At 53.0% G+C, this 20,951-nt stretch carries 20 protein-coding genes and 2 pseudogenes; 16 read left to right on the forward strand and 6 right to left on the reverse strand.

Annotation, left to right across the window (positions count from 1 at the left end; genetic code table 11):
- Window positions 1–58 precede the first annotated feature (58 nt).
- The 5 genes from gndA to ptsP all read left to right on the forward strand — a co-directional run bounded on the left by gndA (window position 59) and on the right by ptsP (window position 5,875).
- Window positions 59–1,468, forward strand: a complete 1,410-nt coding sequence (gndA, locus tag ACL02P_RS03360) for an NADP-dependent phosphogluconate dehydrogenase (RefSeq protein WP_412836825.1) — start codon at window positions 59–61, stop codon at window positions 1,466–1,468.
- Between the two features lie 155 nt (window positions 1,469–1,623).
- Window positions 1,624–2,133: a shikimate kinase gene (locus ACL02P_RS03365; protein WP_412836826.1), complete on the forward strand. Its 510-nt coding sequence runs from the start codon at window positions 1,624–1,626 to the stop codon at window positions 2,131–2,133.
- A gap of 30 nt (window positions 2,134–2,163) precedes the next feature.
- Window positions 2,164–3,456 (forward strand): 3-phosphoshikimate 1-carboxyvinyltransferase, encoded by a 1,293-nt coding sequence (gene aroA / locus ACL02P_RS03370; RefSeq protein ID WP_009225198.1) that lies wholly within the window; start codon window positions 2,164–2,166, stop codon window positions 3,454–3,456.
- Window positions 3,457–3,515: 59 nt separating this feature from the next.
- A complete protein-coding gene (locus ACL02P_RS03375; protein WP_009225199.1) occupies window positions 3,516–3,944 on the forward strand; it encodes a CoA-binding protein in 429 nt (142 codons plus the stop codon).
- A 188-nt stretch (window positions 3,945–4,132) separates the two neighbouring features.
- Window positions 4,133–5,875: a phosphoenolpyruvate--protein phosphotransferase gene (gene ptsP, locus ACL02P_RS03380; protein WP_009225200.1), complete on the forward strand. Its 1,743-nt coding sequence runs from the start codon at window positions 4,133–4,135 to the stop codon at window positions 5,873–5,875.
- A gap of 56 nt (window positions 5,876–5,931) precedes the next feature.
- Here ptsP and ACL02P_RS03385 read toward each other — a convergent pair whose 3' ends face one another.
- Together ACL02P_RS03385 and ACL02P_RS03390 are read right to left on the reverse strand one after the other, a co-directional pair.
- The gene (locus ACL02P_RS03385; RefSeq protein WP_157273436.1) at window positions 5,932–6,072 is read right to left on the reverse strand and encodes a hypothetical protein; all 141 of its coding nucleotides are present in this window, start codon (window positions 6,070–6,072) and stop codon (window positions 5,932–5,934) included.
- A gap of 519 nt (window positions 6,073–6,591) precedes the next feature.
- Complete coding sequence (locus ACL02P_RS03390; RefSeq protein ID WP_036645242.1) at window positions 6,592–7,119, reverse strand: type 1 glutamine amidotransferase domain-containing protein; 528 nt, start codon at window positions 7,117–7,119, stop codon at window positions 6,592–6,594.
- A gap of 347 nt (window positions 7,120–7,466) precedes the next feature.
- Here ACL02P_RS03390 and ACL02P_RS03395 point away from each other — a divergent pair, with 347 nt between their 5' ends.
- The 4 genes from ACL02P_RS03395 (at window position 7,467) to ACL02P_RS03410 (ending at window position 10,395) form a co-directional block, all read left to right on the forward strand.
- Window positions 7,467–7,910, forward strand: coding sequence for a hypothetical protein (locus tag ACL02P_RS03395; protein ID WP_009225202.1), 444 nt, complete (start codon window positions 7,467–7,469; stop codon window positions 7,908–7,910).
- Between the two features lie 122 nt (window positions 7,911–8,032).
- A complete protein-coding gene (ytxJ, locus tag ACL02P_RS03400; protein ID WP_009225203.1) occupies window positions 8,033–8,374 on the forward strand; it encodes a bacillithiol system redox-active protein YtxJ in 342 nt (113 codons plus the stop codon).
- Window positions 8,375–8,487: 113 nt separating this feature from the next.
- On the forward strand, window positions 8,488–9,492 hold the full coding sequence (ccpA, locus tag ACL02P_RS03405) for a catabolite control protein A (protein WP_009225204.1): 1,005 nt from the start codon (window positions 8,488–8,490) through the stop codon (window positions 9,490–9,492).
- A 183-nt stretch (window positions 9,493–9,675) separates the two neighbouring features.
- Entirely contained in the window at window positions 9,676–10,395 is a 720-nt protein-coding gene (locus tag ACL02P_RS03410; RefSeq protein WP_009225205.1) for a 5'-methylthioadenosine/adenosylhomocysteine nucleosidase, read from the forward strand.
- A 36-nt stretch (window positions 10,396–10,431) separates the two neighbouring features.
- On the opposite strand, the gene ACL02P_RS03415 is transcribed toward ACL02P_RS03410, so the two are convergent.
- Entirely contained in the window at window positions 10,432–11,610 is a 1,179-nt protein-coding gene (locus ACL02P_RS03415; protein WP_412836827.1) for an acetoin utilization protein AcuC, read from the reverse strand.
- A 28-nt stretch (window positions 11,611–11,638) separates the two neighbouring features.
- On the reverse strand, window positions 11,639–12,271 hold the full coding sequence (locus ACL02P_RS03420) for a GNAT family N-acetyltransferase (RefSeq protein ID WP_009225207.1): 633 nt from the start codon (window positions 12,269–12,271) through the stop codon (window positions 11,639–11,641).
- Between the two features lie 312 nt (window positions 12,272–12,583).
- On the opposite strand from ACL02P_RS03420, the gene acsA reads away from it, so the two are divergent.
- Window positions 12,584–14,308: an acetate--CoA ligase gene (acsA, locus tag ACL02P_RS03425; protein ID WP_036645245.1), complete on the forward strand. Its 1,725-nt coding sequence runs from the start codon at window positions 12,584–12,586 to the stop codon at window positions 14,306–14,308.
- Window positions 14,309–14,649: 341 nt separating this feature from the next.
- On the opposite strand, the gene ACL02P_RS03430 is transcribed toward acsA, so the two are convergent.
- Entirely contained in the window at window positions 14,650–15,771 is a 1,122-nt protein-coding gene (locus tag ACL02P_RS03430; protein WP_412836828.1) for an IS4 family transposase, read from the reverse strand.
- 791 nt (window positions 15,772–16,562) lie between these two features.
- Here ACL02P_RS03430 and ACL02P_RS03435 point away from each other — a divergent pair.
- Both ACL02P_RS03435 and ACL02P_RS03440 read left to right on the forward strand, forming a co-directional pair.
- The gene (locus tag ACL02P_RS03435; RefSeq protein WP_371859541.1) at window positions 16,563–16,625 is read left to right on the forward strand and encodes a hypothetical protein; all 63 of its coding nucleotides are present in this window, start codon (window positions 16,563–16,565) and stop codon (window positions 16,623–16,625) included.
- Window positions 16,600–16,725, forward strand: a pseudogene (locus ACL02P_RS03440) (IS630 family transposase); the annotation flags it as partial. The gene ACL02P_RS03435 and the pseudogene ACL02P_RS03440, both read left to right, overlap by 26 nt.
- An 18-nt stretch (window positions 16,726–16,743) precedes the next feature.
- Here ACL02P_RS03440 and ACL02P_RS03445 read toward each other — a convergent pair.
- Window positions 16,744–16,949: pseudogene (locus ACL02P_RS03445) on the reverse strand (DUF423 domain-containing protein); the annotation flags it as partial.
- A gap of 175 nt (window positions 16,950–17,124) precedes the next feature.
- Here ACL02P_RS03445 and ACL02P_RS03450 point away from each other — a divergent pair.
- From ACL02P_RS03450 to ACL02P_RS03465, 4 genes are all read left to right on the forward strand, one after another.
- Window positions 17,125–18,252, forward strand: coding sequence for an ABC transporter substrate-binding protein (locus ACL02P_RS03450; protein WP_412836829.1), 1,128 nt, complete (start codon window positions 17,125–17,127; stop codon window positions 18,250–18,252).
- A 69-nt stretch (window positions 18,253–18,321) separates the two neighbouring features.
- A complete protein-coding gene (locus ACL02P_RS03455) occupies window positions 18,322–19,194 on the forward strand; it encodes a branched-chain amino acid ABC transporter permease (protein ID WP_412836830.1) in 873 nt (290 codons plus the stop codon).
- 9 nt (window positions 19,195–19,203) lie between these two features.
- The gene (locus ACL02P_RS03460) at window positions 19,204–20,163 is read left to right on the forward strand and encodes a branched-chain amino acid ABC transporter permease (RefSeq protein ID WP_028539446.1); all 960 of its coding nucleotides are present in this window, start codon (window positions 19,204–19,206) and stop codon (window positions 20,161–20,163) included.
- A complete protein-coding gene (locus ACL02P_RS03465) occupies window positions 20,163–20,942 on the forward strand; it encodes an ABC transporter ATP-binding protein (protein ID WP_412837314.1) in 780 nt (259 codons plus the stop codon). The genes ACL02P_RS03460 and ACL02P_RS03465 overlap by 1 nt, the downstream gene beginning before the upstream one ends.
- The last annotated feature ends 9 nt before the right edge of the window (window positions 20,943–20,951 follow it).

Below are 20,951 nucleotides of genomic sequence, written 5' to 3' on the forward strand. Positions count from 1 at the left end.
TACACAAAAGAGTTAAAATGATAATATTGAAAAAAATAGTGTGCAAAGGATGGAGACCATGTCAAAACAACAAATCGGCGTCATCGGCTTGGCCGTCATGGGCAAGAACTTGGCCCTGAATATTGAAAGCCGGGGCTTTACTGTGTCCGTATATAACCGTTCCCCTGAGAAGACGCATGACCTGCTTAACAACGAGGGCAAGGGGAAAAACCTCGTCGGCACGTTTTCCGTTGAAGAGTTCGTGAACTCGTTGGAATCGCCGCGTAAAATTTTAATTATGGTACAAGCTGGTCCGGCGACCGATGCTACGATTGAACAGCTGCTGCCTTACCTGGATCAAGGCGACATCATCATCGACGGGGGCAATGCGCACTTCCCAGATACGCAACGCCGCAGCAAAGAGCTGGAAGCCAAAGGATTCCGCTTCATCGGCACCGGGGTATCCGGCGGTGAAGAAGGCGCTTTGAAAGGGCCTGCGATCATGCCGGGTGGACAAGAATCCGCTTATAGGCTGGTTGAACCGATTTTGACGGCGATTTCCGCAAAAGTAAACGGCGATCCTTGCTGTACATATATTGGTCCGGACGGAGCCGGCCATTACGTAAAAATGGTGCATAACGGCATTGAATACGGCGATATGCAGCTGATCTGCGAAGCTTATCATCTGTTGAAAGACGTGCTGGGCGTGGATGCCAAGGAACTGCACGAAATTTTCAGCGAATGGAACAAAGGCGAGCTGGACAGCTATCTGATCGAAATTACCGCCGACATCTTCTCTCAATACGATGAAGAAACCGGCAAACCGATGGTCGACGTGATTCTGGATGCTGCCGGTCAAAAAGGTACTGGAAAATGGACAAGCCAAAGCGCCCTCGACCTTGGCGTACCGCTCTCGATGATCACCGAATCGGTATTCTCCCGTTTCCTCTCGGCGATGAAAGAAGAGCGCGTAGCCGCCAGCAAAATCCTGAGCGGACCAGCGAAACCGGCGTTCAGCGGCGACAAGAAGGAATTTATCGAGAACGTGCGCAAAGCGCTGTTCGCTTCGAAGATCGTTTCGTATGCCCAAGGGTTTGCGCAAATGCGCGCCGCTTCCGAAGAATACGGCTGGGATTTGAAATATGGCAACATCGCAATGATCTTCCGCGGCGGCTGCATCATTCGCTCCCAGTTCCTGCATAACATCAAGGAAGCGTATGACCGTGACCCGGCGCTGAAGAACCTGCTGCTCGACCCTTACTTCAAAAATATCGTGGAAAGCTATCAGGACGCATGGCGCAACGTGGTTTCCACCGCCGTGGCGTACGGAATTCCGGTTCCTGGCTTTGCCAGCGCGCTGTCCTACTATGACAGCTACCGTACGGAACGCCTGCCGGCGAACCTGCTGCAAGCGCAACGCGATTACTTCGGCGCGCACACGTTCAAACGCGTGGACAAGGAAGGCGTCTTCCACCATCAATGGTTCTAAACTACAGGTTAGGTTCAACCCGAGGCCGGAGGGACGAAAGCGTTCCTTCCGGCTTCTTTTTTCATGGTGAAAATAGGACAGCCTGTGTTATGATATGAAAAAGTTTACTCTGAGCGAGTGCCTTTAGGATCTATGCAGAGCAAGCAGGTGATAAAATGTTGCATTATAACATCGTGCTCATCGGCATGATGGGAACGGGGAAGACAACCGTCGGCTCCCTGCTGGCCGCCGAAACCGGCTTAAAGCTCGTTGATCTCGATCAGCGGATTGCCATGGAGGCCGGGCGGTCGATTCCGGATATTTTTGCGGCCGAAGGAGAAGCTTATTTCCGTGATCTTGAGACCGCGGCGCTGCGGAGAACGCTGCAGGAGCAAGGGATTGTGCTGGCCACCGGCGGCGGTGCGGTACTGCGCGAGGAGAATCGCCTGGCGATGCGGGACGGCGGTCTGGTGGTGGCGCTTCAAGCGACGGCCGACGAGATTCTCGTGCGGGTCGGGGAGGATCCGGGCCGGCCACTCTTGGCCGGAGGCGCGAAGGAGCGGATCACCGCGCTGCTGGAGGAACGGAAGGATGCTTATGCTTTTGCCCATCTGACCGTAGACACTTCGGGGAAAAGCGCGGAGCAAGTGGCGGCTGAAATTTTAACGCATTACCGCGGTTCTTGATTAATCACAACAAAGGGGAATGTGAACACTATGGACGTTATCGTTAGGCCTACGCCGGAGTTAAAGGGCGAAATCGGAGCATTATCCTCCAAAAACTATACAACCCGCTACCTGCTGGTTGCGGCTTTGGCGGAAGGGACAAGCACGGTTTATTACCCGGCGCACAGCGAGGACAGCGACGCCATGCGACGCTGCATCGCCGATTTGGGCGCGGTGCTGGAAGAGGACGAGGAGAAGATCGTCATCACCGGCTTTGGACGGCGGCCGAAGGACGTCAAGGAGCTGAACGTTGGGAATGCCGGGGCGGTACTCCGTTTCCTGATGGCAATCGCGTCGCTCTGCCCGGAGGTGACGTTCGTGAACACGTATCCGGATTCGCTGGGCAAACGGCCGCATGATGACCTGATCGACGCCTTGGGGCAGCTTGGAGTGGAAGTTAGCCATAACGAAGGGAAATTGCCGATTACCATTCGCGGCGGCGCGCCAAAGGGCGGGAAGATCCGCGTATCCGGATCGGTCAGCTCGCAGTACCTGAGCGCTTTGCTGTTCCTGACGCCGCTGCTTGATGAAGACAGCGAAATCGAGGTGCTCAACGATCTGAAATCGAAGGTCGTTGTAGGGCAAACGCTGGAAGTGCTGGAGCAAGCCGGGATCGTGATCCATGCCAGCGACGATTATATGCATTTCCGCGTGCCAGGACGGCAAAGCTATCAGGCGAAGACGTATACCGTGCAGGGCGACTATCCCGGCTCGGCGGCGATTTTGGCTGCGGCAGCCGTGACGAAGTCGGACGTGAAGGTTCACCGGCTGGCGGAGCACAGCAAGCAGGGCGAGCGTGCCGTGGTGGACGTGCTGCAGATGATGGACGTGCCGCTGACGCATCAGGACGGTACGGTGCACGTTCAAGGGAATGGCCGTCTGCGGCCGGTGGAATTTGACGGCGACGCGGCAACCGACGCTGTGCTGGCGATGGTAGCGGCTGCGGTGTTCGCCGATGGGACGTCCCGTTTCTATAACGTGGAAAATTTACGCTACAAGGAATGCGACCGGATCACCGACTTTTTGACCGAGTTGAAAAAAGCCGGCGCGAACGTCGAAGAACGCCAGTCGGAAATTATCGTACACGGGCGTCCGTCAGGCCTCGAAGGCGGCGTGACAATCAATGCGCATTATGACCATCGCGTCATTATGGCGTTGACCGTCGTAGGCCTTCGCTGCCGGGAGCCGCTGGTGATTAAGGATGCGCATCATGTGGCGAAATCGTATCCGCAATTTTTTGATCACATCACTTCGCTTGGTGCATCTATCGAACGGGTAGAATAAACTTGAACTAAGAGGCAAGGCGCTGGCTGGGCCGGCGCCGACAAAGGAGGATGGCCAAAATGGCATTTGCGAATCCAAGCCGTGAGGAAATCAAGGAGATTCTGTTAAACGCCGGTAACATTGCCGTCGTGGGTCTGTCAGACAAACCTGACCGGACTTCGTATATGGTTGCTCAAGCATTACAGCAGAATGGTTACCGCATTATCCCGGTGAATCCGATGGTCAGCGGTGAAATTCTGGGGGAGAAGGTATACCCGAGCTTGTCGGATATCCCGGAGCCGGTTGATATTGTCAACGTATTCCGCCGCAGTGAGCAGACGCCGCCGGTCGCGGAGGAAGCAGTGAAGATCGGGGCCCGCGTACTTTGGCTGCAGCTGGGGATCTTCAGCGAAGAAGCTTATGAGATCGCCTCGAAAGGCGGACTGACCGTCATTATGGACCGCTGCATCAAGGTCGAAGATAGCATTCTGATCGGAAAACGCAGTTAAGCTAAGCCTATCCAAGAGGACCCGTCCGAGTTCGGAGGGCCCTTTTTGGGCTGCGCGTTTTTTCTTTGACAAATTTAAGGGGCTAGGATTACCATAATGAAATAGATAGAGGGCATCCTATAGAGAAAGTTCAAGAATGAACAGTGCCTTGGGTTAGGAACTTACAAGCAGGACTAGGGGGTCACTACATGATACAGGGGATCGGAGCAGCAGGGGGAGTCGCCATCGGCAAAGCTTTTGTGCTGCCCGCCTGGGAATGGGACGTACCGGATCGCCGAATGGAGAAGGTGGATCTCGCCAAGGAATTCGAGCGGTTGTACGAAGGTATTCGCACGTCCAAAACCGAAATCGAAGTGATGAAGAACGAGATTAAGGAGACGGTGGGTGCGGAGGAATCCGGTATCTTTGATGCCCATCTGGCGATCCTGGAGGATCCCGTATTTATGAGCGAGATCCAGGGGATTATCGAACGCCAATACAAGGCGGCGGAGGTCGCCGTCAAGGAAGCGATCGATCATTTTGTCACGATGTTTGACCTGCTGGATGACGAATATATGAAAGAACGGGCGCTCGACATCAAGGATGTCGGCAATCGCCTGCTGAAGCATCTGCTGGGGACGCCGGACATCACCTTGCCGGCGGATACGCAGCCGTATATTTTGGTGGCGAAGGAGCTTTCCCCCTCCCAATTGGTCCATTTGAACCCGGACAACGTCTTGGGTATGGTCACGATGGCCGGCGGGAAAACGTCGCACTCGGCGATCATGGCGCGGGCCCTTGGCATTCCGCTTGTGTCGGGGCTGGAGAACAAGCTGACCGAGCCGTTACAAACGGGCGATCTGCTGGTGATCGACGGCGACGAAGGATGCGTATATCTGAATCCAGAGCCGGAGATCATCGCCCGGTATACGGAGCTGGCGGAGAAGCAGCGCCGCCGCAAAGAACAGCTGCAGCTGCTGGCTGCAGTGGAAGCGGTGACCAAGGACGGCGTACGCATGCGGCTCGCCGGCAATATCAGCTCCGTGAAGGACTTGGAGCTGGCTTTAAAGCACGGCGCGGAAGGCGTTGGCTTGTTCCGCACGGAATTTTTATATATGGACCGGTCCACTTTCCCTGGGGAAGATGAGCAATTTGAAGTGTACCGGCAGGTCGCGGAGAAGGCAGGTCCGCATCCGGTCGTCATCCGGACGCTCGACATCGGCGGCGACAAGCAGCTGGAATATTTCGAGCTGCAGGAAGAGGAGAACCCGGTGCTGGGTTATCGCGGAATCCGCATCAGTTTGGATAGCCGCGAGCTGTTTCAAACTCAACTTGCCGCTATTTTGCGCGCCAGCGCTTACGGCAAAATGAAAATCCTGTATCCGATGATCTCCTCGCTGGAGGAAATCCGCAAGGCGAATGCGATCCTGGAGGAAGCCAAGCAGGATTTAACCCGGCGAGGAATCGCTTACGACCCCGATATTCAGGTCGGCATTATGATTGAAATTCCGGCCGCGGCGGCGATTGCCGATCTGCTGGCCCAAGAGGTGGACTTCTTCAGTATCGGCACCAACGATCTGGTACAGTACGTGCTCGCCGTTGACCGGATGAACGAGCAGATCGCCCACATGTATCATCCGTTCCATCCGGCCGTCTTGCGACTGCTGCGTCAAACGGTACAAGCGGCCAAGGATGCCGGGATCACCGTGAGCGTCTGCGGCGAAATGGCCGGGGACGAGAAAGCGGTGCCGTTATGGTTGTACCTTGGCGTCACCGATCTAAGCATGTCGCCGCAGGCGCTGCTGCGGGTGAAGCACCGCATCTTGAACTCCGATTCGCGGGAGAGCAAAGAAGTGGGCGCAGCCTGCTACCGCTTACCGACCAGCGATCAGGTCGAAGCCGAGCTGGTCCGCTACGCGCACGAGCTGGAGCAAGAGCGTTTGGGCAAATAAACAATACAGGCCGTCCCTTCGGGTCAGGATCGACACCAGGGACGGCCTTGTTTTGTTTATGCTGCGCCTTGGCGTGCGGTTGCGCTGCAATGCTTCGCGCTCGCTTCGGCGATGGCTTCGCTCGCTTTGCGCTGGCTCTGCTCGCATCGTGCTCGTTTCGCGCTCGATTCGCTTGTTTGCACTAGCTTCGCACTCACTCCGCACTAACTTCCCTCGCTGAGATGTAAAAGTGCAGGCGGTTTTTGTCGAACATGCCCCGAACGGCTAGTTGAAATGCAAAAGTGCAGTAGATATTGAGGAAATCGGGCCTAATATGAGCTTTTAAGCCGATCTGAACTGCACTTTTGCATTTGAATCTCGAAATTCGGGAAGTTCGAAGGGATTAGACTGCACTTTTACACTTGGCGGAAGCAGGCGAAGGTTAGTTGCAGGCGAAGGTTAGTTGCAGTATCCTTCCGCCACTAGCTGCTGCTCCGTGCTTGGTGCCACAGCTCCCAACTGCTTAACCATAGTAGGGTGCCGGCGGGGAGCGGCACATCACTGCCGCACGCCACTACCGCTCACCGCACCGCACGCCGTTCCACACACGGCATCTACACGCCACTTCGGCGCACCGTTAGCGCACGTGGCTCCCGTACGCCGTCACCGCACACCGCACCGCACCACACGCTTCTACCTCACACCGCACCCGCTCACTCACTGCCTCACACACACCGTTACCGCTGCCTCACCACCGCATCCACGAACGCTTTGCCGTAAGCCGGCAAGTCCGGCGGGCGGCGCGCTGAGATGATGTGTCCGTCCACGACGACGGGCTCGTCGACCCAAATCGCGCCAGCGTTTCGCATATCGTCGCGGATGCCTGGCGTGGACGTTACGGTCACGCCTTTCAAGATCCCGGCGGAGATGAGCACCCAGCCGGCGTGGCAGATTTGCCCGATCGGCTTCTTCGCTTGGTGCAGCTCGCGGACGAGCTGGAGCACCTTGTCGTAGCGGCGAAGCTTGTCCGGCGCCCAGCCGCCGGGGACAAGAATCCCGTCATATGCGCTGGCATCGATTTCCTCGAAGGCAAATTCCGCTTCGGCGGGGACGCCATATTTGCCGATGTATTTTTTGCCTTTCACCGGGCCGGCCAAATGCACCTCCGCTCCCTCTTCGCGAACGCGGTAAATAGGGTACCATAGCTCCAAATCCTCGAACTCTTCATCTACTAAGGCAACGATCTTTTTGCCAATTAATCTCAAATCCAACTCCTCCTGTCTTTTATGGTACTTGACGAAAATTCGATTCAATATTTTAATTGTATCAAAAATGATGACTATTCCTATGCCCGGCGGCTTCTGAAAGCCTTCCAAATATGGCAATTTAAAGTACTTTTTGCTAACAGAAGGAGATTCTCGCAGACGGGTCGAATAAGAACCATATCCTATCAAAAACGTCTATCGGTGCACGTCAAAAGTCACGAGCTGCAAAGAGCGGTGTGGAATATTCTAGCAATCTAAGGCAGCGGAGGCTCCGATACGAAGGGCTTACTTATATCTAACAAAATCATCGGAACTAAAAATGCAGAGGACTAAGATGAGGTGGTACTGTGCGTAAGCACTGTCAGTGCGGGAAAATGATGAACCTGGGCTTCAGGCTGGTCATTTTTGAAGGAATCTATGAAATCGAGCGCGTTCCAATTTACGAGTGTGAAGACTGCGACTTCTACGAGGTGCTTCCCGAGGTGAAGTCGAATTTGACGGACCTGCTGACCGAGCTCAAGAAGGAGCCGCCGAGCGGCCGCATTTATTTTACCGAGCGGAACGAGCTGGCTGACTTGATCTTCAGCATCTATCGTCAGTGGGACGGGACGGATAACGAATCCTTTGAAGGTCTGCTGGAGCAGCAATGCGAAGAACGAATCAACATGCTGCTGGATCTGTACGGCGGAGCCAAGAACCTGGGCGATCTGGACTGGATGAACGAAATCTCCAAACGTCTATCCCAATTGTCTAAATATGTCAAGAATCGACAACTTTCCAAGGCTAATTGACGATTTTACTCGATTTTTGCAAATCATTTTGTAAATAAAAGTTGTATTTTCATTTCTCTTTTTGTTAAGATATCAACAGAACATCTGGAGATTCTTATTCGAACAAAAAGGGATGAGTTGTCATGTCCAAATGGATGAGAATACAATCGATCCAGGAGCTGAACGATGCTTTGGAACGCTCCTCAAACCAGCCGTTGTTGCTATTCAAGCACAGTACCCGCTGCCCGATCAGTGCCGGGGCGCATAAGGAAGCGGAGGCTTATTTAAACGGGACTCCGCGCGAAGACGTTACATACGGGCTGATTTACGTCATCGAGAACCGAGACGTATCTAACGAGGCAGCCGAGCGGCTTGGCGTCAAGCATGAATCCCCACAAGCGATCCTGATTAAAGATGGACAAGCCGTTTGGCACACGTCCCATTCCAAGATCACGAAGTCGGCGTTGGAAGAGATTTTGCGCTGAGTGAAGCGTTATCATTGCATTAAGTAGTATTTTGTCGTATCATAAATTTAATTGAAGCTCTGGATCTTTACCGGATGAATGAGTGAAAATCTATTGGCAATGGAGAGAAGAATGTGACGGTTACCATTTATGATGTGGCACGTGAAGCAGGCGTCTCGATGGCCACGGTTTCCCGGGTTGTCAATAACAATCCGAATGTGAAACCGCAGACCCGGAAAAAGGTTTACGAAGCGATAGAACGGTTAGGCTACCGGCCCAATGCCGTAGCCAGGGGGCTTGCCAGCAAGAAGACCACCACTGTAGGCGTGGTTATCCCCGATATTTCGAATTCGATTTTTGCAGAAATCGCTCGGGGCATCGAAGATATTGCGAACATGTATCACTATAACATTATTTTGTGTAATGCCGACAAACGGAAAGAGAAGGAGATTCGCGTCATCAACACCTTGCTCGAGAAGCAAGTGGACGGGCTCCTGTTCATGGGCGGAACCGTAACGGAGGAGCATATTCAAGCGTTCCAGACGTCTGCGGTACCCATTGTGCTGTGCGCAACGAGTGACGAGAACGGCCAATATCCATCCGTGGATATTGATCATGAAGCCGCAGCGTTTGACGCAGTTAGCACGCTGATCCGCCATGGGCACCGCGAAATCGCGATGATTAGCGGAACGTTGCAGGATCCGGCGAACGGCTATGCCAGATTCCAGGGGTACAAGCGTGCGTTGGAAACAGCGGGCATTCGGTACCAAGAGGATCTGGTGCGGATCGGCAACTATCGTTATGAATCCGGCGTGGAAGCGATGAAGTATTTCCTGGGGCTGAAGAAACGGCCGACAGCGATCTTCGCCGCAACGGATGAAATGGCGATTGGCGCCATCCACAGCATTCAGGACGAAGGCTTGAAGGTGCCGGATGATTTCTCGATCATCAGCGTGGATAACATCCGTATGGCTTCGATGGTGCGTCCTCAGCTGACGACGGTCGCTCAGCCGATGTACGACCTTGGTGCGGTAGCGATGCGTTTACTGACGAAGCTGATGAAGAAGGAAACGGTTGAGAACCCTCGGGTGATTTTGCCGCACGAGACGATCTTACGCTTGTCTGTTAGCCACCTGTAAGGCTTCGGTTGCTATAGGTGTTTCGGCTTAGAGAGATATGTAACACATAGATATATATGAAAAAGGTTAACAACGGACAAAAAGCTCCTTGCATAAGGAGCTTTTTTGAGCATTTTGAGGAAATACAGGGCGATACAACTTGTCCGCACGGATGAACGGGAGTATCGGAGGGAGTAATGAACCATGTACAATACGATTGGCCTGATGGGGGCCATGGATGAAGAAATTGCGTTGCTGCTCGAAAAGGTGGAGCACCAGGAGGCGGTTGACGCGGCTGGGGCACGTTTCGTCAAGGGCGTACTCCATGGGCAGGACGTGGTGGTGTGTAAATCCGGCGTCGGCAAAGTGAATGCCGCAGCCACAACGCAAGTCCTGATCGACCGTTTTGGAGCGGATACGATCTGGTTTACCGGGGTGGCTGGAGCAGTGCATCCCGAGCTGAACGTAGGTGACATCGTCATCTCTTCAACTTGCCAGCAGCACGATATGGACGTGCGGCCGCTGGGCTTTGCGCGCGGCATTACGCCGTACCAGGACGTCTCCGACTTTCCGGCTGACCCCGGGCTCATCCGCTTGGCAGATCAGGCCTGCGCCCGACAGTGCACGGACCATCAATATCGGGTCGGACGGGTGCTGTCCGGCGACCAGTTTATCGCGGATCCGGAATTTGTTAGCTCGGTTCTATACGGGGAGCTGGACGGCGCTTGCGTCGAAATGGAAGGGGCGGCGCTCGCCCAGGTATGCCAACGGAACGGGGTGCCGTTTATTGTACTCCGCTCCATTTCGGACAAGGCGGACGGCTCTGCGGATGTGAATTTTGCTGAGTTTACCGCGCTGGCGGCCCAGCGTTCGTTTGCTATTCTCAATGACATGGTCCAGCATGTGGGTGAGCTGAAAAAATAAAAACTCAGGCGGGGTTCAGCCAGCCCCACCTGAGTATTAGGGATAATCCTGTAAAGCGACCGCGAGACTCTCGCGGTTTTTTGCTGTAATTTCCGCCCGGCGGGGGATGCCCTCCCAATGGGACAGGTCGTCAAGCCAAGCGGCAGGAAGCTGGAACGGGGTCTGCGGCTGCCAGCGGTCGATCCAGGCTTGCGGCAGCGGAAGCAGCGGGTTGCGGCGCAGGGAAGCGATCAACGGATGATCGCTCATCTCCAGCCACAGCAAGCTCCACGCCCGCGGGACGACCCGCCATAAATCATAACCGCCGCCGCCCATCGCAACCCAGCGTCCCTCGCAATACGTATGGGCCAGCTCGTGCAGGATCGCCGGCATATCGCGGTAGATCGCCATGCTACAGTGCATATGCGACAGCGGGTCCAGCGCGTGGGCGTCGCAGCCGTGCAGGCTGACGATCACATCCGGCCGGAAATGCGCGGCTAATCGCCGGATCGACTCCTCGAAGCATTCCATCCAGGAGGCATCTTCCGTATAAGGCTGGAGCGGCAGATTCATGCAGGCGCCATAGCCTTGATGCTCGCCGCGCTCCGGCAGGAAGCCGGTGCCTGGGAATAAATATTTTCCCGTCTCATGGATGGAATAAGTGCAAACATCGGGGTCTGAATAGAAGCTCCACTGCACCCCGTCTCCGTGGTGGACGTCCGTATCGACGTACAGGACGCGTGCGCCGTACTTGCGGCGGGCATAGTCAATAGCCACTGCAGCATCGTTGTAGACGCAGAAGCCGGCGGCTTTAGCCGACAGGGCGTGATGCAGGCCGCCGCCGAGGTGCAGGGCGTGGGTTGTGGAGCCGGAGAGCACGGTCTCTACGGCTGTAATCGTTCCTCCGACGACCCAGGTTGCCGCTTCATGCATGCCGGGAAAATACGGCGTATCCTCGTCCAACAGCCCGAACTGCTCGCCGCGCGTGATCCAGTCCGCCTCAGGATTCGGGCGGCTCAGCTGCTTAACCGCTTCAACGTACGCCGGCTGATGGATCCATAGCAATTCCTCGTCGGTTGCCGGGCGCGACAGGTGCATTTGCTGCGGCGTTAGCGCGCCCAGATCCTGCAGCAAGTCCATCGTCAATTCCAGCCGGATCGGATGGAAAGGATGGCCGTCGTGAAACCGGTAGTTCATCGCCTGTTCATGGTGGACAAATAAAGCGCTTCCAGGCATGGATTCATCACGCCTTCCTTTTTAACTGTCAGTACATGAAACGCTGCTGAAAACGAATCCGGTCAAACTGCTCCTCGGAGGACAAAGGAACCTCCTTACCGATCCGCACCATCAGGCAGTTAGCCGGATGGGAGCAAATTTCCGGGTCGTCGGTAGCATACCAGACCATGTCGACCGTCTTCATCAGCCGTTCCATCATGCTGCGGTATTCCCATACGGATAGCCCGCTGTTTTTCAAATCCCAATGCCAATAATATTCGGTCGTAAAGACGATGTATTTCTCCATCTGTTCGTCTTCAAATGCCGTGCGGATCATTTTCGATCCGATTCCGAGCGACCGATAGTCGTCGGCCACTTCGATGGCTCCCAGCTCGATCAGGTCGGGCATATTGCCCTGGGACCACCTCTCCATCTCGTCGGGATAGTGAAAGGTGACGTATCCTACAATGGTCGAATCCTCCCGGGCCAGGATGATACGTCCCTCTGGAAGTCCGGCAATTTCCACCAGCGCGGCATGTTGATCTGCAGGCTTGCGGAATGCGTCCAGATCGGGATGCATTTTTAAGGTTTGGAGATGGGAAGGGGATACGGGTCCTTCCACAACAATCTCACGTTGCTGATGGGGCAGGGTGTGGCGGATATACGTTTTTTTATGTTCCATGGAACCGCCTCCTTTGCTCGTTCCCCTCACTTATAACAGAAAAAAGAAAAAATGAAAAGTGTAGCCTGTGCGCGAAAACGTGTGCTATAATGTTCTCCGACATAAAATTTTCACATTTTCAGTCCGCTGATGTGATCGTTGTCCTCGAAAACCACCTCAATCGTTTAAGTTCTGTCGTTGCTTTTTCGATCAAAACGGATGCCCTCACCCATGACGCTGAACAAAGCTTTCAACTTACGTTGCTATGTATCCGTTTTCATAAACTTTGATCTATTGCTTGGAGATTTCCAAAGATTAAGGGAGGATGAAACGATGAGTCAACTGCAAGGGGAAGTCATTTCATCGGGCGTTCCGTCGTCCAATATGGGCAACTACGAAGAGGCGTATAAGAACTTTAAGTGGGAGGATGTCGAGAAGAAGTTCTCCTGGTACGTCACTGGCAAAGTCAACATGGCTTACGAGGCGATCGACCGCCATGTCGATGCGGGCAAGGGCTCGCGCGTAGCGCTGTTGTTCAGCGATCCGACACGCGAGGAGTCGTATACGTACGAGGACATGCAGGGGCTGACGAACCGATTTGCTAACGTGCTGCGCAAATACGGAATCACGAAGGGGGATCGGGTCTTCGTCTTTATGCCGCGGACGCCGGAGCTCTATGTGAGTGTATTGGGCACGCTTAAAGTTGGTGCGGTTGTTGGTCCGTTGTTTGAGGCGTTTATGGAAACGGCGGTCAAGGATCGCTTGGAGGACAGCGGCGCGGTTGTGCTCGTCACGACGTCGGCGTTGCTGCCGCGGGTGAAGCGTGAAGAGCTGCCGACGCTGCGGACGATCATCGTTGTAGGCGACGATGTGAAGGCTGGGGACGGTATTGTAGATTATAAGGCGGAGATGGAAGCCGCATCCCCTGAGGCTGAAATCGAGTGGGTGAACCGCGAAGATGGCTTAATTTTGCATTATACGTCGGGTTCAACCGGCAAACCTAAAGGCGTTTACCATGTGCATAACGCAATGATTCAGCATTATCATACCGGCAATGTCGTGTTGGACCTGAAAGAAGACGACATTTACTGGTGTACGGCGGACCCTGGATGGGTAACCGGCACATCTTACGGTATTTTTGCCCCGTGGCTGCATGGGGTGACCAACGTCGTGCGCGGCGGTCGCTTCAGCCCGGCGGATTGGTACGAAACGATTCAGAAGTACAAAGTCACCGTTTGGTACAGCGCGCCTACTGCGTTCCGGATGCTGATGGGTGCAGGACAGGATATCATTAAGCAATATGATCTGTCGTCGCTGCGTCACGTATTGTCGGTCGGTGAGCCGTTAAATCCAGAAGTTGTTCGCTGGGGGATGAAGGTGTACAACCGGCGCATCCACGACACCTGGTGGATGACGGAAACGGGCGGCCAGCTCATCTGCAACTATCCGTCGATGCCAATCAAACCGGGGTCTATGGGCAGACCGGTGCCGGGCATTCAGGCGGCGATTATCGACGATAATGGGAAGGAGTTGCCGCCGTATCGGATGGGGAACCTGGCGATTCGCACCCCATGGCCGTCGGTGATGCGGCTCATCTGGAACAACGCGCCGAAGTATGAGGAGTATTTCCGCATCCCGGGCTGGTATATTTCCGGCGATACGGCCTACATGGACGAGGACGGGTACTTCTGGTTCCAGGGCCGGATCGACGACGTGATCAACTCCTCCGGCGAACGGATTGGTCCGTTTGAGGTCGAGAGCAAGCTCGTTGAGCACCCAGCTGTAGCGGAAGCAGGGGTTATCGGCAAGCCGGATCCGGTGCGCGGAGAGATCATCAAGGCGTTTATCTCGCTGCGCGAGGGCTTCACACCGTCCGAGGAACTGAAGGCGGAAATCGTCAAATTCGTCAAGGAAGGGCTGTCCGCCCACGCCGCTCCGCGCGAAATCGAATTCAAAGACAAACTGCCCAAGACCCGCTCCGGCAAGATCATGCGCCGCGTGCTCAAAGCCTGGGAGCTCAACCTCCCAGCCGGCGATTTGTCGACGATTGAGGATTAAGGATAGAAATAGAAAGTCCCTTCAAGCTGAGGCTTGAGGGGACTTTTGTGTTTGAGAAGGAGAGGGGATTCGCTCTTGGGTTGGGTTCGGTTGGGGGCGCGACCTCTCTCGACGAAACAGAAATATATATGAAAAATCGAATATATTCGCTCAAATATGGCTGATTTGGCACTAGCGTTGCATTAAGACTTCTTTCTGCTTTGATTCAGACAAATACAGAACAACGATATAGTATATATAAACCATATTAGTATATATTTTACAGACACACTTTGCTTAAATTTGAAAAAGTTTAGAGGGGATTAAACCCGCACGTTACCCATTTTTTAAAATTTAAGTATTTAGTTCAATACTTCTACAATGATTCGTGGCTTCATCGATTTGTTCGCCTGCTTGGGGGGCCGACCGTTTCGCTTCGTTCGTCCTTTTGAACTCCGTGTGGGCTTTTTGAATAAGGCTTCATGCAGCCTAGTCCATGACCGATCGGCATAGAGTCGAATCAATCGAAGTAACTGCCAAACGGTTTGCTTGCACTCTAGCTTCAGGCGTAGCAACAGGCACAGAGCATAGGATATCAACGCGATATACATCTGGTTCCAGATGGCTTCTGCGGTGTACCCATGAGGCTTCACTAAACGGAGGTGTTGCTTAATCCATTTAAAGAATAGCTCGATTTGCCAACGATGCCGATATACATCTGCAATTTGGTGCACGGATAAATCCATGCGACTTGTCACAAGGCGATATAAACGACCTTGCTGATCCTGAAACTCAATGAGTCGCAACTTCATTTGCTGCCCTGGCAGAGTTACATCCGCATCCCGAATGAAATCTCCCCGCTTGGGAAGAGCCCGTTCCTTGAGGATCGTCAATCGGGTATTATCCTTAACCCGAGCCACAAACTTCATCCCTTGGTCCACCCAGGCTTGAAAATGCTTGTGCACCTGATAGCCCCGGTCCATCACATAGGTCACTTCTTTATCGACCGTAAAGTTTGGGGCAACTTCGTGGTCTGCGACATCTTTGGTTGAGGCGATGATTTTATCTGGAACCATCGTCTTCGCGTCGACGACTAGAAGTGAAGTGTGCATTTTCACGCCGTGATTGGATGCAGAGCAGTAAGCCCATTTGGAAAGAATCGCTGGCAAGGTGATTTGAGTAGAATCCATGATCGCGAGCTTTCCGATCTTAGTCGTGATTCCTGGCTTATTCTCCGTTAGTTGTTGGATTTGTCTCGTTACTTGCATGAAAAGCAGGTGAAGGTTCTCTAGGGGAAGCTTCTTCATTTTCCGCGAGAGTTGGGATGGGCTTATGCTTTCAAGTCCACCAAGTATCGCTTGAAAGTCTTCATTGGCTTCAAGATGCTCGGACATTTCAGCATAAGACTCTCGTTGCTGTAACTGGGCTTCAATGAACAGCAGTAGGGAAGAACCGACAAAAAGCTTGCGAGCACGATAATCCAAAACGCTATCTCGGGAAGAATTAATATTTAACATTTGTAGACATTGACATATGACACTTAAATTTGTACTGTTATCCATAGAAATCTCCTTTTGTTGAGAGGTTGATGGATAACCTTTGGATCAACTCAACATTAGGGGATTTCTTTATTTTTGTACATGAAAACCAGCCTATAATTTGCAAATTTAGTAAATTGTTGATTTGAAATATCGTTTGAAAAGTTAATGCAACGCGAGTGCTGATTTGGCCCAATCTATATGAAATTTCATATAGAATCGCCCTCTTGAAGCCCAAAACTTGAGATTTTATATGAAAAATCGAATATATTTCCGCCAATCGAGTGGTTTGCAGTGAATTATGTTCGAAAAATCATATATATTTTGACGAGTTTTGTTTCCTACAAATGCTGGTGTTTAATAATTGAATTGCAAAATATTTATTCAATAGTAAATTTCTCCTACATAGATTCATTTGGATGGCAGATCATCTCAACCCCCGAAACGATTAAATTCTACGAGATTTATTGCAACGACCAGTTGGTCGGGATCGTTTCCGGTGACCAAAGCAAATTTACGGCAACGGGGTTGGCACCGGCAACTACATACGCATTTATGATCAGGGCGCAGGGGCAGGACAATTCCTTTTCAGATTATAGCGAGGCCTTATCATCTTCATCACTTCAGCAAGCAGTTACACCACTGACTCCACCCACTCAGCTTAGATCAGAAGTCCAATCGGATACGACGATCAATTGAAATTTGGTTATATCTATTCGCTTCGTGGTGTCTCGAAAATGATGCATCGTCAAGAGCTGAGCTATACGAAATCGACATACACCTTTACTCAACCTTGTTGAAGGTCTATGAAAATGGCTGAAATCCGATGTGATTAACAATGTGTTCTACCATACCGTTGCCGGGATCCGAAGTAATGTTCAGCAGTTTATGGACGAAATCATGTCCCTGGAATGCCTGTATGACCACCAGCAGCCAACCCGTGAGAAAGCAGAGGCCGCCAAGCGGCGTAATGGCCCCCAGTTTCCGGATGCCGGTCAAGCTTATGAATACAAGCTCCCAGAGAAGAGCACGATTCCTGCGAACAGAAGCCAACCGGCTGTTACGATCAGCGAAGCATTGTCGAGCTGGCTGGAAAGAAGGCTGAGCAGCAGCAGCCCGAGACTACAATCATCCAGATCATTCAATATGGCACTAAGGGCATTTGCAGCCCGCTGTATTATTTGACATTATCGAAACTTATATGACTATACAAAAATTTGTGTTGCAATTTCAAAACGATTCATTATAATAAAGCCATACTTAACTCATAGGATTAATTCATCTTTAAGGGGGATTACAATGAAACGATTTTTATCCGCACTTGCGATCACCGGCTTGGCAGCAGGGCTGCTGAGCGGATGTGGAGCAAGCGACGATTCCCAAGCTAACAGGGATACGATCCGGATCGGTCTAGCAGCACCGATCTCAGGCACGCAGGCCCAATATGGAACAGCATTCAAGAACGGCGCCGAGCTGGCGGCTGCACAGATCAATGAGACTGGCGGCATTGACGGCAAGCAAATCGAAATTGTAATTCAGGATGACAAGGGAGATTCGAACGAAGCGGTGAACGTCGCCAATAAATTCGTAACCGACAAGAGCATTCTAGGCGTGGTCGGCCATTTCAACAGCTCGGCGACGCTGGCAACGGCACCGATATACAACAAGAACAAAATTGTTCAAGTATCGCCTTCTTCCAGCGCTCCTGCTGTGACGAATGCCGGGGAATATACCTTCCGCGTTATTACGACCGATGCGTTCCAGGCCGACTACCTAGCCGGCTGGTCGAAGGAACTGGGCTACGGCAAGGTAGCTCTCATCTATGAACAATCTGACTTCGGACTCGGGCTGCTTGATGTTTACCAGCAATCGGCGCCGGAGAACGGCATCGAGGTTGTGGCTGCTGAGGCTTTCAATCCGGGCGATAAGGACTTCAGCACCGTGCTAACCAAGATCAAGGAGAAGCAGCCGGACGCCATCTTTATCGGCGGTTTCTATAATGAAGCGGCGCTGATCGCCCAGCAGGCGAAGAAGCTGAACCTGGACGTTGATTTCATCGGTGTCGACAGCCTGTATTCTGAAGCGCTGCTTGATCTGGGCAAGGAATCTGTGGAAGGCTTCAAGCTGATCGGATTCTTCTATCCGGGCGGCGACAATGCCGAAGCGACCCGATTTAATGAGGAGTACCAGGCCAAGTACAACAGCAAGCCGGATACGTATGCTGCTTACTCGTACGTGGCAACCTCGGTCATTATCAAGGCGATCCAGGAGCAGGGCGCAGATCGTGAAGCAATCAAGTCTTACCTGGAAACACTGAAAGATTACAACAGCGCCACGGGCGTTATCAGTTTTGATGAGAATGGGGACGTTATTACAGAGCCGTCCCGGCTGACGATTAAGGACGGCAAATTTGAACTTTATAAATAATAGTCATTACGTGAACCTGGAACAGGAAAGCTCGTTTTCCTGTTCCTCGGCTTTGAAGGGGTGTTACGCATGTTCCTCCAGCAATTGACCAACGGGCTGACCATCGGTGTCATTTATGCCTTGATCGCACTCGGATATACGATGGTGTACGGCATACTGAAAATCGTTAACTTTGCGCATGGCGACATCTTTATGATCGGCAGTTTTCTGGGACTCTTTTTTATGCAGGAATTTCAGCTTCCTATATATCTCGCTTTCTTATTATCCGCTGCCGTTACGGCGGGAATTGGCATGCTTATCGAGCGGCTCGCCTACCGGCCGCTGCGTCTGGCGGACCGGATCGTGCCGCTGATCAGCGCTCTCGGTGTGTCCACGCTCCTGGTCAGCCTGGCGCAGAAATTGTGGGGGACGGAGATGCATCCTTTCCCGACCGCTTTTGGCAGCCGGACTTACACATTCGGAAGCATCACATTTTCTGAAATCCAAATTTTGATATTGCTGCTGTCCATCTTGCTGATGCTGGGTCTGCAACTGTTCGTAACCCGGACCAAAACAGGGACGGCGATGCGGGCGACCTCGATGAGCTTGACCAACGCCGCACTGATGGGGATCAATACGAACCGGATGATCAGCCTTGCCTTCGCCATCGGCTCTTCGCTGGCAGCATGCGCCGGCATTATGGTCGGCATTTATTACAACGCGGTTTATCCGACAATGGGGTATATGGCAGGAATTAACGCATTTACGGCTGCGGTACTCGGAGGAATCGGAAACATCCCGGGCGCGATGCTGGGCGGCGTGCTGCTTGGTCTCGTCGAAACGCTCGGCGGCGCTTATATTTCGACCCAATACAAGAGCGTTATCTCATTTTCAATTTTGATCATTGTACTGCTGATCAGACCTTCGGGCATCCTTGGCAGCAAAGAGATCAACAAGGTATAGGTGATAGGTATGAACAAGAAAGCGGCCATGGCCGCCGCGGCTGTGCTGGCCATTGTCCTTCCGATTGTGCTTCAGCTGGTCAATGATTATTTGCTGCATGTTGTCATTATGATCGGTATTTTTTCCATGCTGTCCTTGAGCCTTAACGTCATTATCGGGTATGCGGGGCAGTTTGCGCTTGGGCATGCGGCCTTCTACGGGATCGGCGCGTATGCCGCTGCGCTGCTGATGCTGCATTTCCATCTGTCCTTCTGGATCGCGCTTCCCGCCTCGGCTGCCATTGCCGGGCTGTTCGGCTTCTTGCTTGGCAGTCCTGTCATCCGGCTGCGGGGGGACTATTTAGGGATCGTGACCCTCGGCTTCGGAGAAATTGTCCGGCTTATTTTTGTCGGCTGGGTCGATCTGACCCGTGGCCCGATGGGCCTGCCGGGCATTCCGGCGCCTTCGCTCTTCGGCTTTGTGTTCAGGGACAAGCTGGAGTTTTACTACTTGATTCTGCTGCTGGTGCTGATCACTTATGTTGTCATCCATAGACTGGTGCATTCGGGCGTCGGCCTCAGCCTGCTGACGGTACGCGAAGATGAAACGCTGGCTCAATCGGTCGGCATCCGTCCGAATTATTACAAGCTGCTGGCCTTTACCGTCGGGGGATTTTTCGCCGGTGCCGCCGGTGCATTTTGGGCGACCTATATTTCGTATGTCAGTCCAGATGCATTCCGGTATTTGGATTCTGTGAATATCCTTGCGATGGTCATATTAGGGGGAGCTGCAAGTCTGCCGGGCTCTGTGCTTGGTGCGGTCATTCTGGTGGCGGCACCCGAAATCTTGAGATATGTGAGCGATTATCGAATGATTCTGCTTGGCCTGGCCATCGTGCTAATGATGATATTCAAGCCTTCGGGATTCTGGGGCGAGCAATACCGGAAACGTAACTTTTACGGAAACGTGAAGAAGGTTGGGAACAAATGATGGAGAAGGTACTCGAACTGAACAACGTGTCGGTGAATTTCGGAGGCCTGACGGCTTTGAGCGACATTAACCTGGAGGTACGCCGCGGCGAGATTTTATCGATTATCGGCCCGAACGGGGCGGGAAAAACGACCCTGTTCAATCTGCTTACGGGCATCTATCGCCCGACCTCCGGCACGATTCGCTACAAGGATGCCGTGATTAACAAGCTCAAGCCCTACCGGAGAGTAGAGCTCGGTCTGGCAAGAACTTTTCAGAATACGAGACTGATCAAGAACATGACGGTGCTGGAGAACGTGCTGGTTGCCCATGCCGAGTGTAATAAAGAAGGGATGTTCTCGGCCATTTTCAAATCCCGGGCGGCACTCCAGCGCAGACGTGAGGCGATTGTGCAGGACTGTGTGGAGAAGCTGGCCATCGTCGGTCTGGAGCACAAGCTGGATATACTCGCAGGCGGTCTGCCATACGGTGAGCAGCGACTGCTTGAAATCGCCCGCGCGCTCGCGACTGGCTGCGAGGTGCTGCTGCTGGATGAGCCGGCGGCCGGAATGAACGCTGTCGAGAAGGCCGAGCTGATTCAGAAAATCAAGCGTCTGTCCAGCCAGTACAGCATCGAGATTATACTGATTGAGCATGACATGGGCCTGGTGATGGACATTTCCGATCGCATCGTTGTCCTGAATTATGGGGTGAAGATTGCGGAGGGAAATCCGGCGCAGATTCAGAACGACCCGAATGTTATCGAGGCATATCTGGGCGGGGAGGTCGAGGAACGATGACGGAGAGAC

This window comes from Paenibacillus sp. MB22_1, assembly GCF_047200555.1.
GTDB lineage: Bacteria > Bacillota > Bacilli > Paenibacillales > Paenibacillaceae > Fontibacillus > Fontibacillus phoenicis.

Bases quoted from the DNA above. Each gene is read 5' to 3' on its own strand.
- gndA (WP_412836825.1), top strand. From the start codon at position 59: ATGTCAAAACAACAAATCGGCGTCATCGGCTTGGCCGTCATGGGCAAG.
- ACL02P_RS03365 (WP_412836826.1), top strand. From the start codon at position 1,624: ATGTTGCATTATAACATCGTGCTCATCGGCATGATGGGAACGGGGAAG.
- aroA (WP_009225198.1), top strand. From the start codon at position 2,164: ATGGACGTTATCGTTAGGCCTACGCCGGAGTTAAAGGGCGAAATCGGA.
- ACL02P_RS03375 (WP_009225199.1), top strand. From the start codon at position 3,516: ATGGCATTTGCGAATCCAAGCCGTGAGGAAATCAAGGAGATTCTGTTA.
- ptsP (WP_009225200.1), top strand. From the start codon at position 4,133: ATGATACAGGGGATCGGAGCAGCAGGGGGAGTCGCCATCGGCAAAGCT.
- ytxJ (WP_009225203.1), top strand. From the start codon at position 8,033: ATGTCCAAATGGATGAGAATACAATCGATCCAGGAGCTGAACGATGCT.
- ACL02P_RS03410 (WP_009225205.1), top strand. From the start codon at position 9,676: ATGTACAATACGATTGGCCTGATGGGGGCCATGGATGAAGAAATTGCG.
- ACL02P_RS03415 (WP_412836827.1), bottom strand. From the start codon at position 11,610: ATGCCTGGAAGCGCTTTATTTGTCCACCATGAACAGGCGATGAACTAC.
- ACL02P_RS03420 (WP_009225207.1), bottom strand. From the start codon at position 12,271: ATGGAACATAAAAAAACGTATATCCGCCACACCCTGCCCCATCAGCAA.
- acsA (WP_036645245.1), top strand. From the start codon at position 12,584: ATGAGTCAACTGCAAGGGGAAGTCATTTCATCGGGCGTTCCGTCGTCC.
- ACL02P_RS03450 (WP_412836829.1), top strand. From the start codon at position 17,125: ATGAAACGATTTTTATCCGCACTTGCGATCACCGGCTTGGCAGCAGGG.
- ACL02P_RS03455 (WP_412836830.1), top strand. From the start codon at position 18,322: ATGTTCCTCCAGCAATTGACCAACGGGCTGACCATCGGTGTCATTTAT.
- ACL02P_RS03460 (WP_028539446.1), top strand. From the start codon at position 19,204: ATGAACAAGAAAGCGGCCATGGCCGCCGCGGCTGTGCTGGCCATTGTC.
- ACL02P_RS03465 (WP_412837314.1), top strand. From the start codon at position 20,163: ATGGAGAAGGTACTCGAACTGAACAACGTGTCGGTGAATTTCGGAGGC.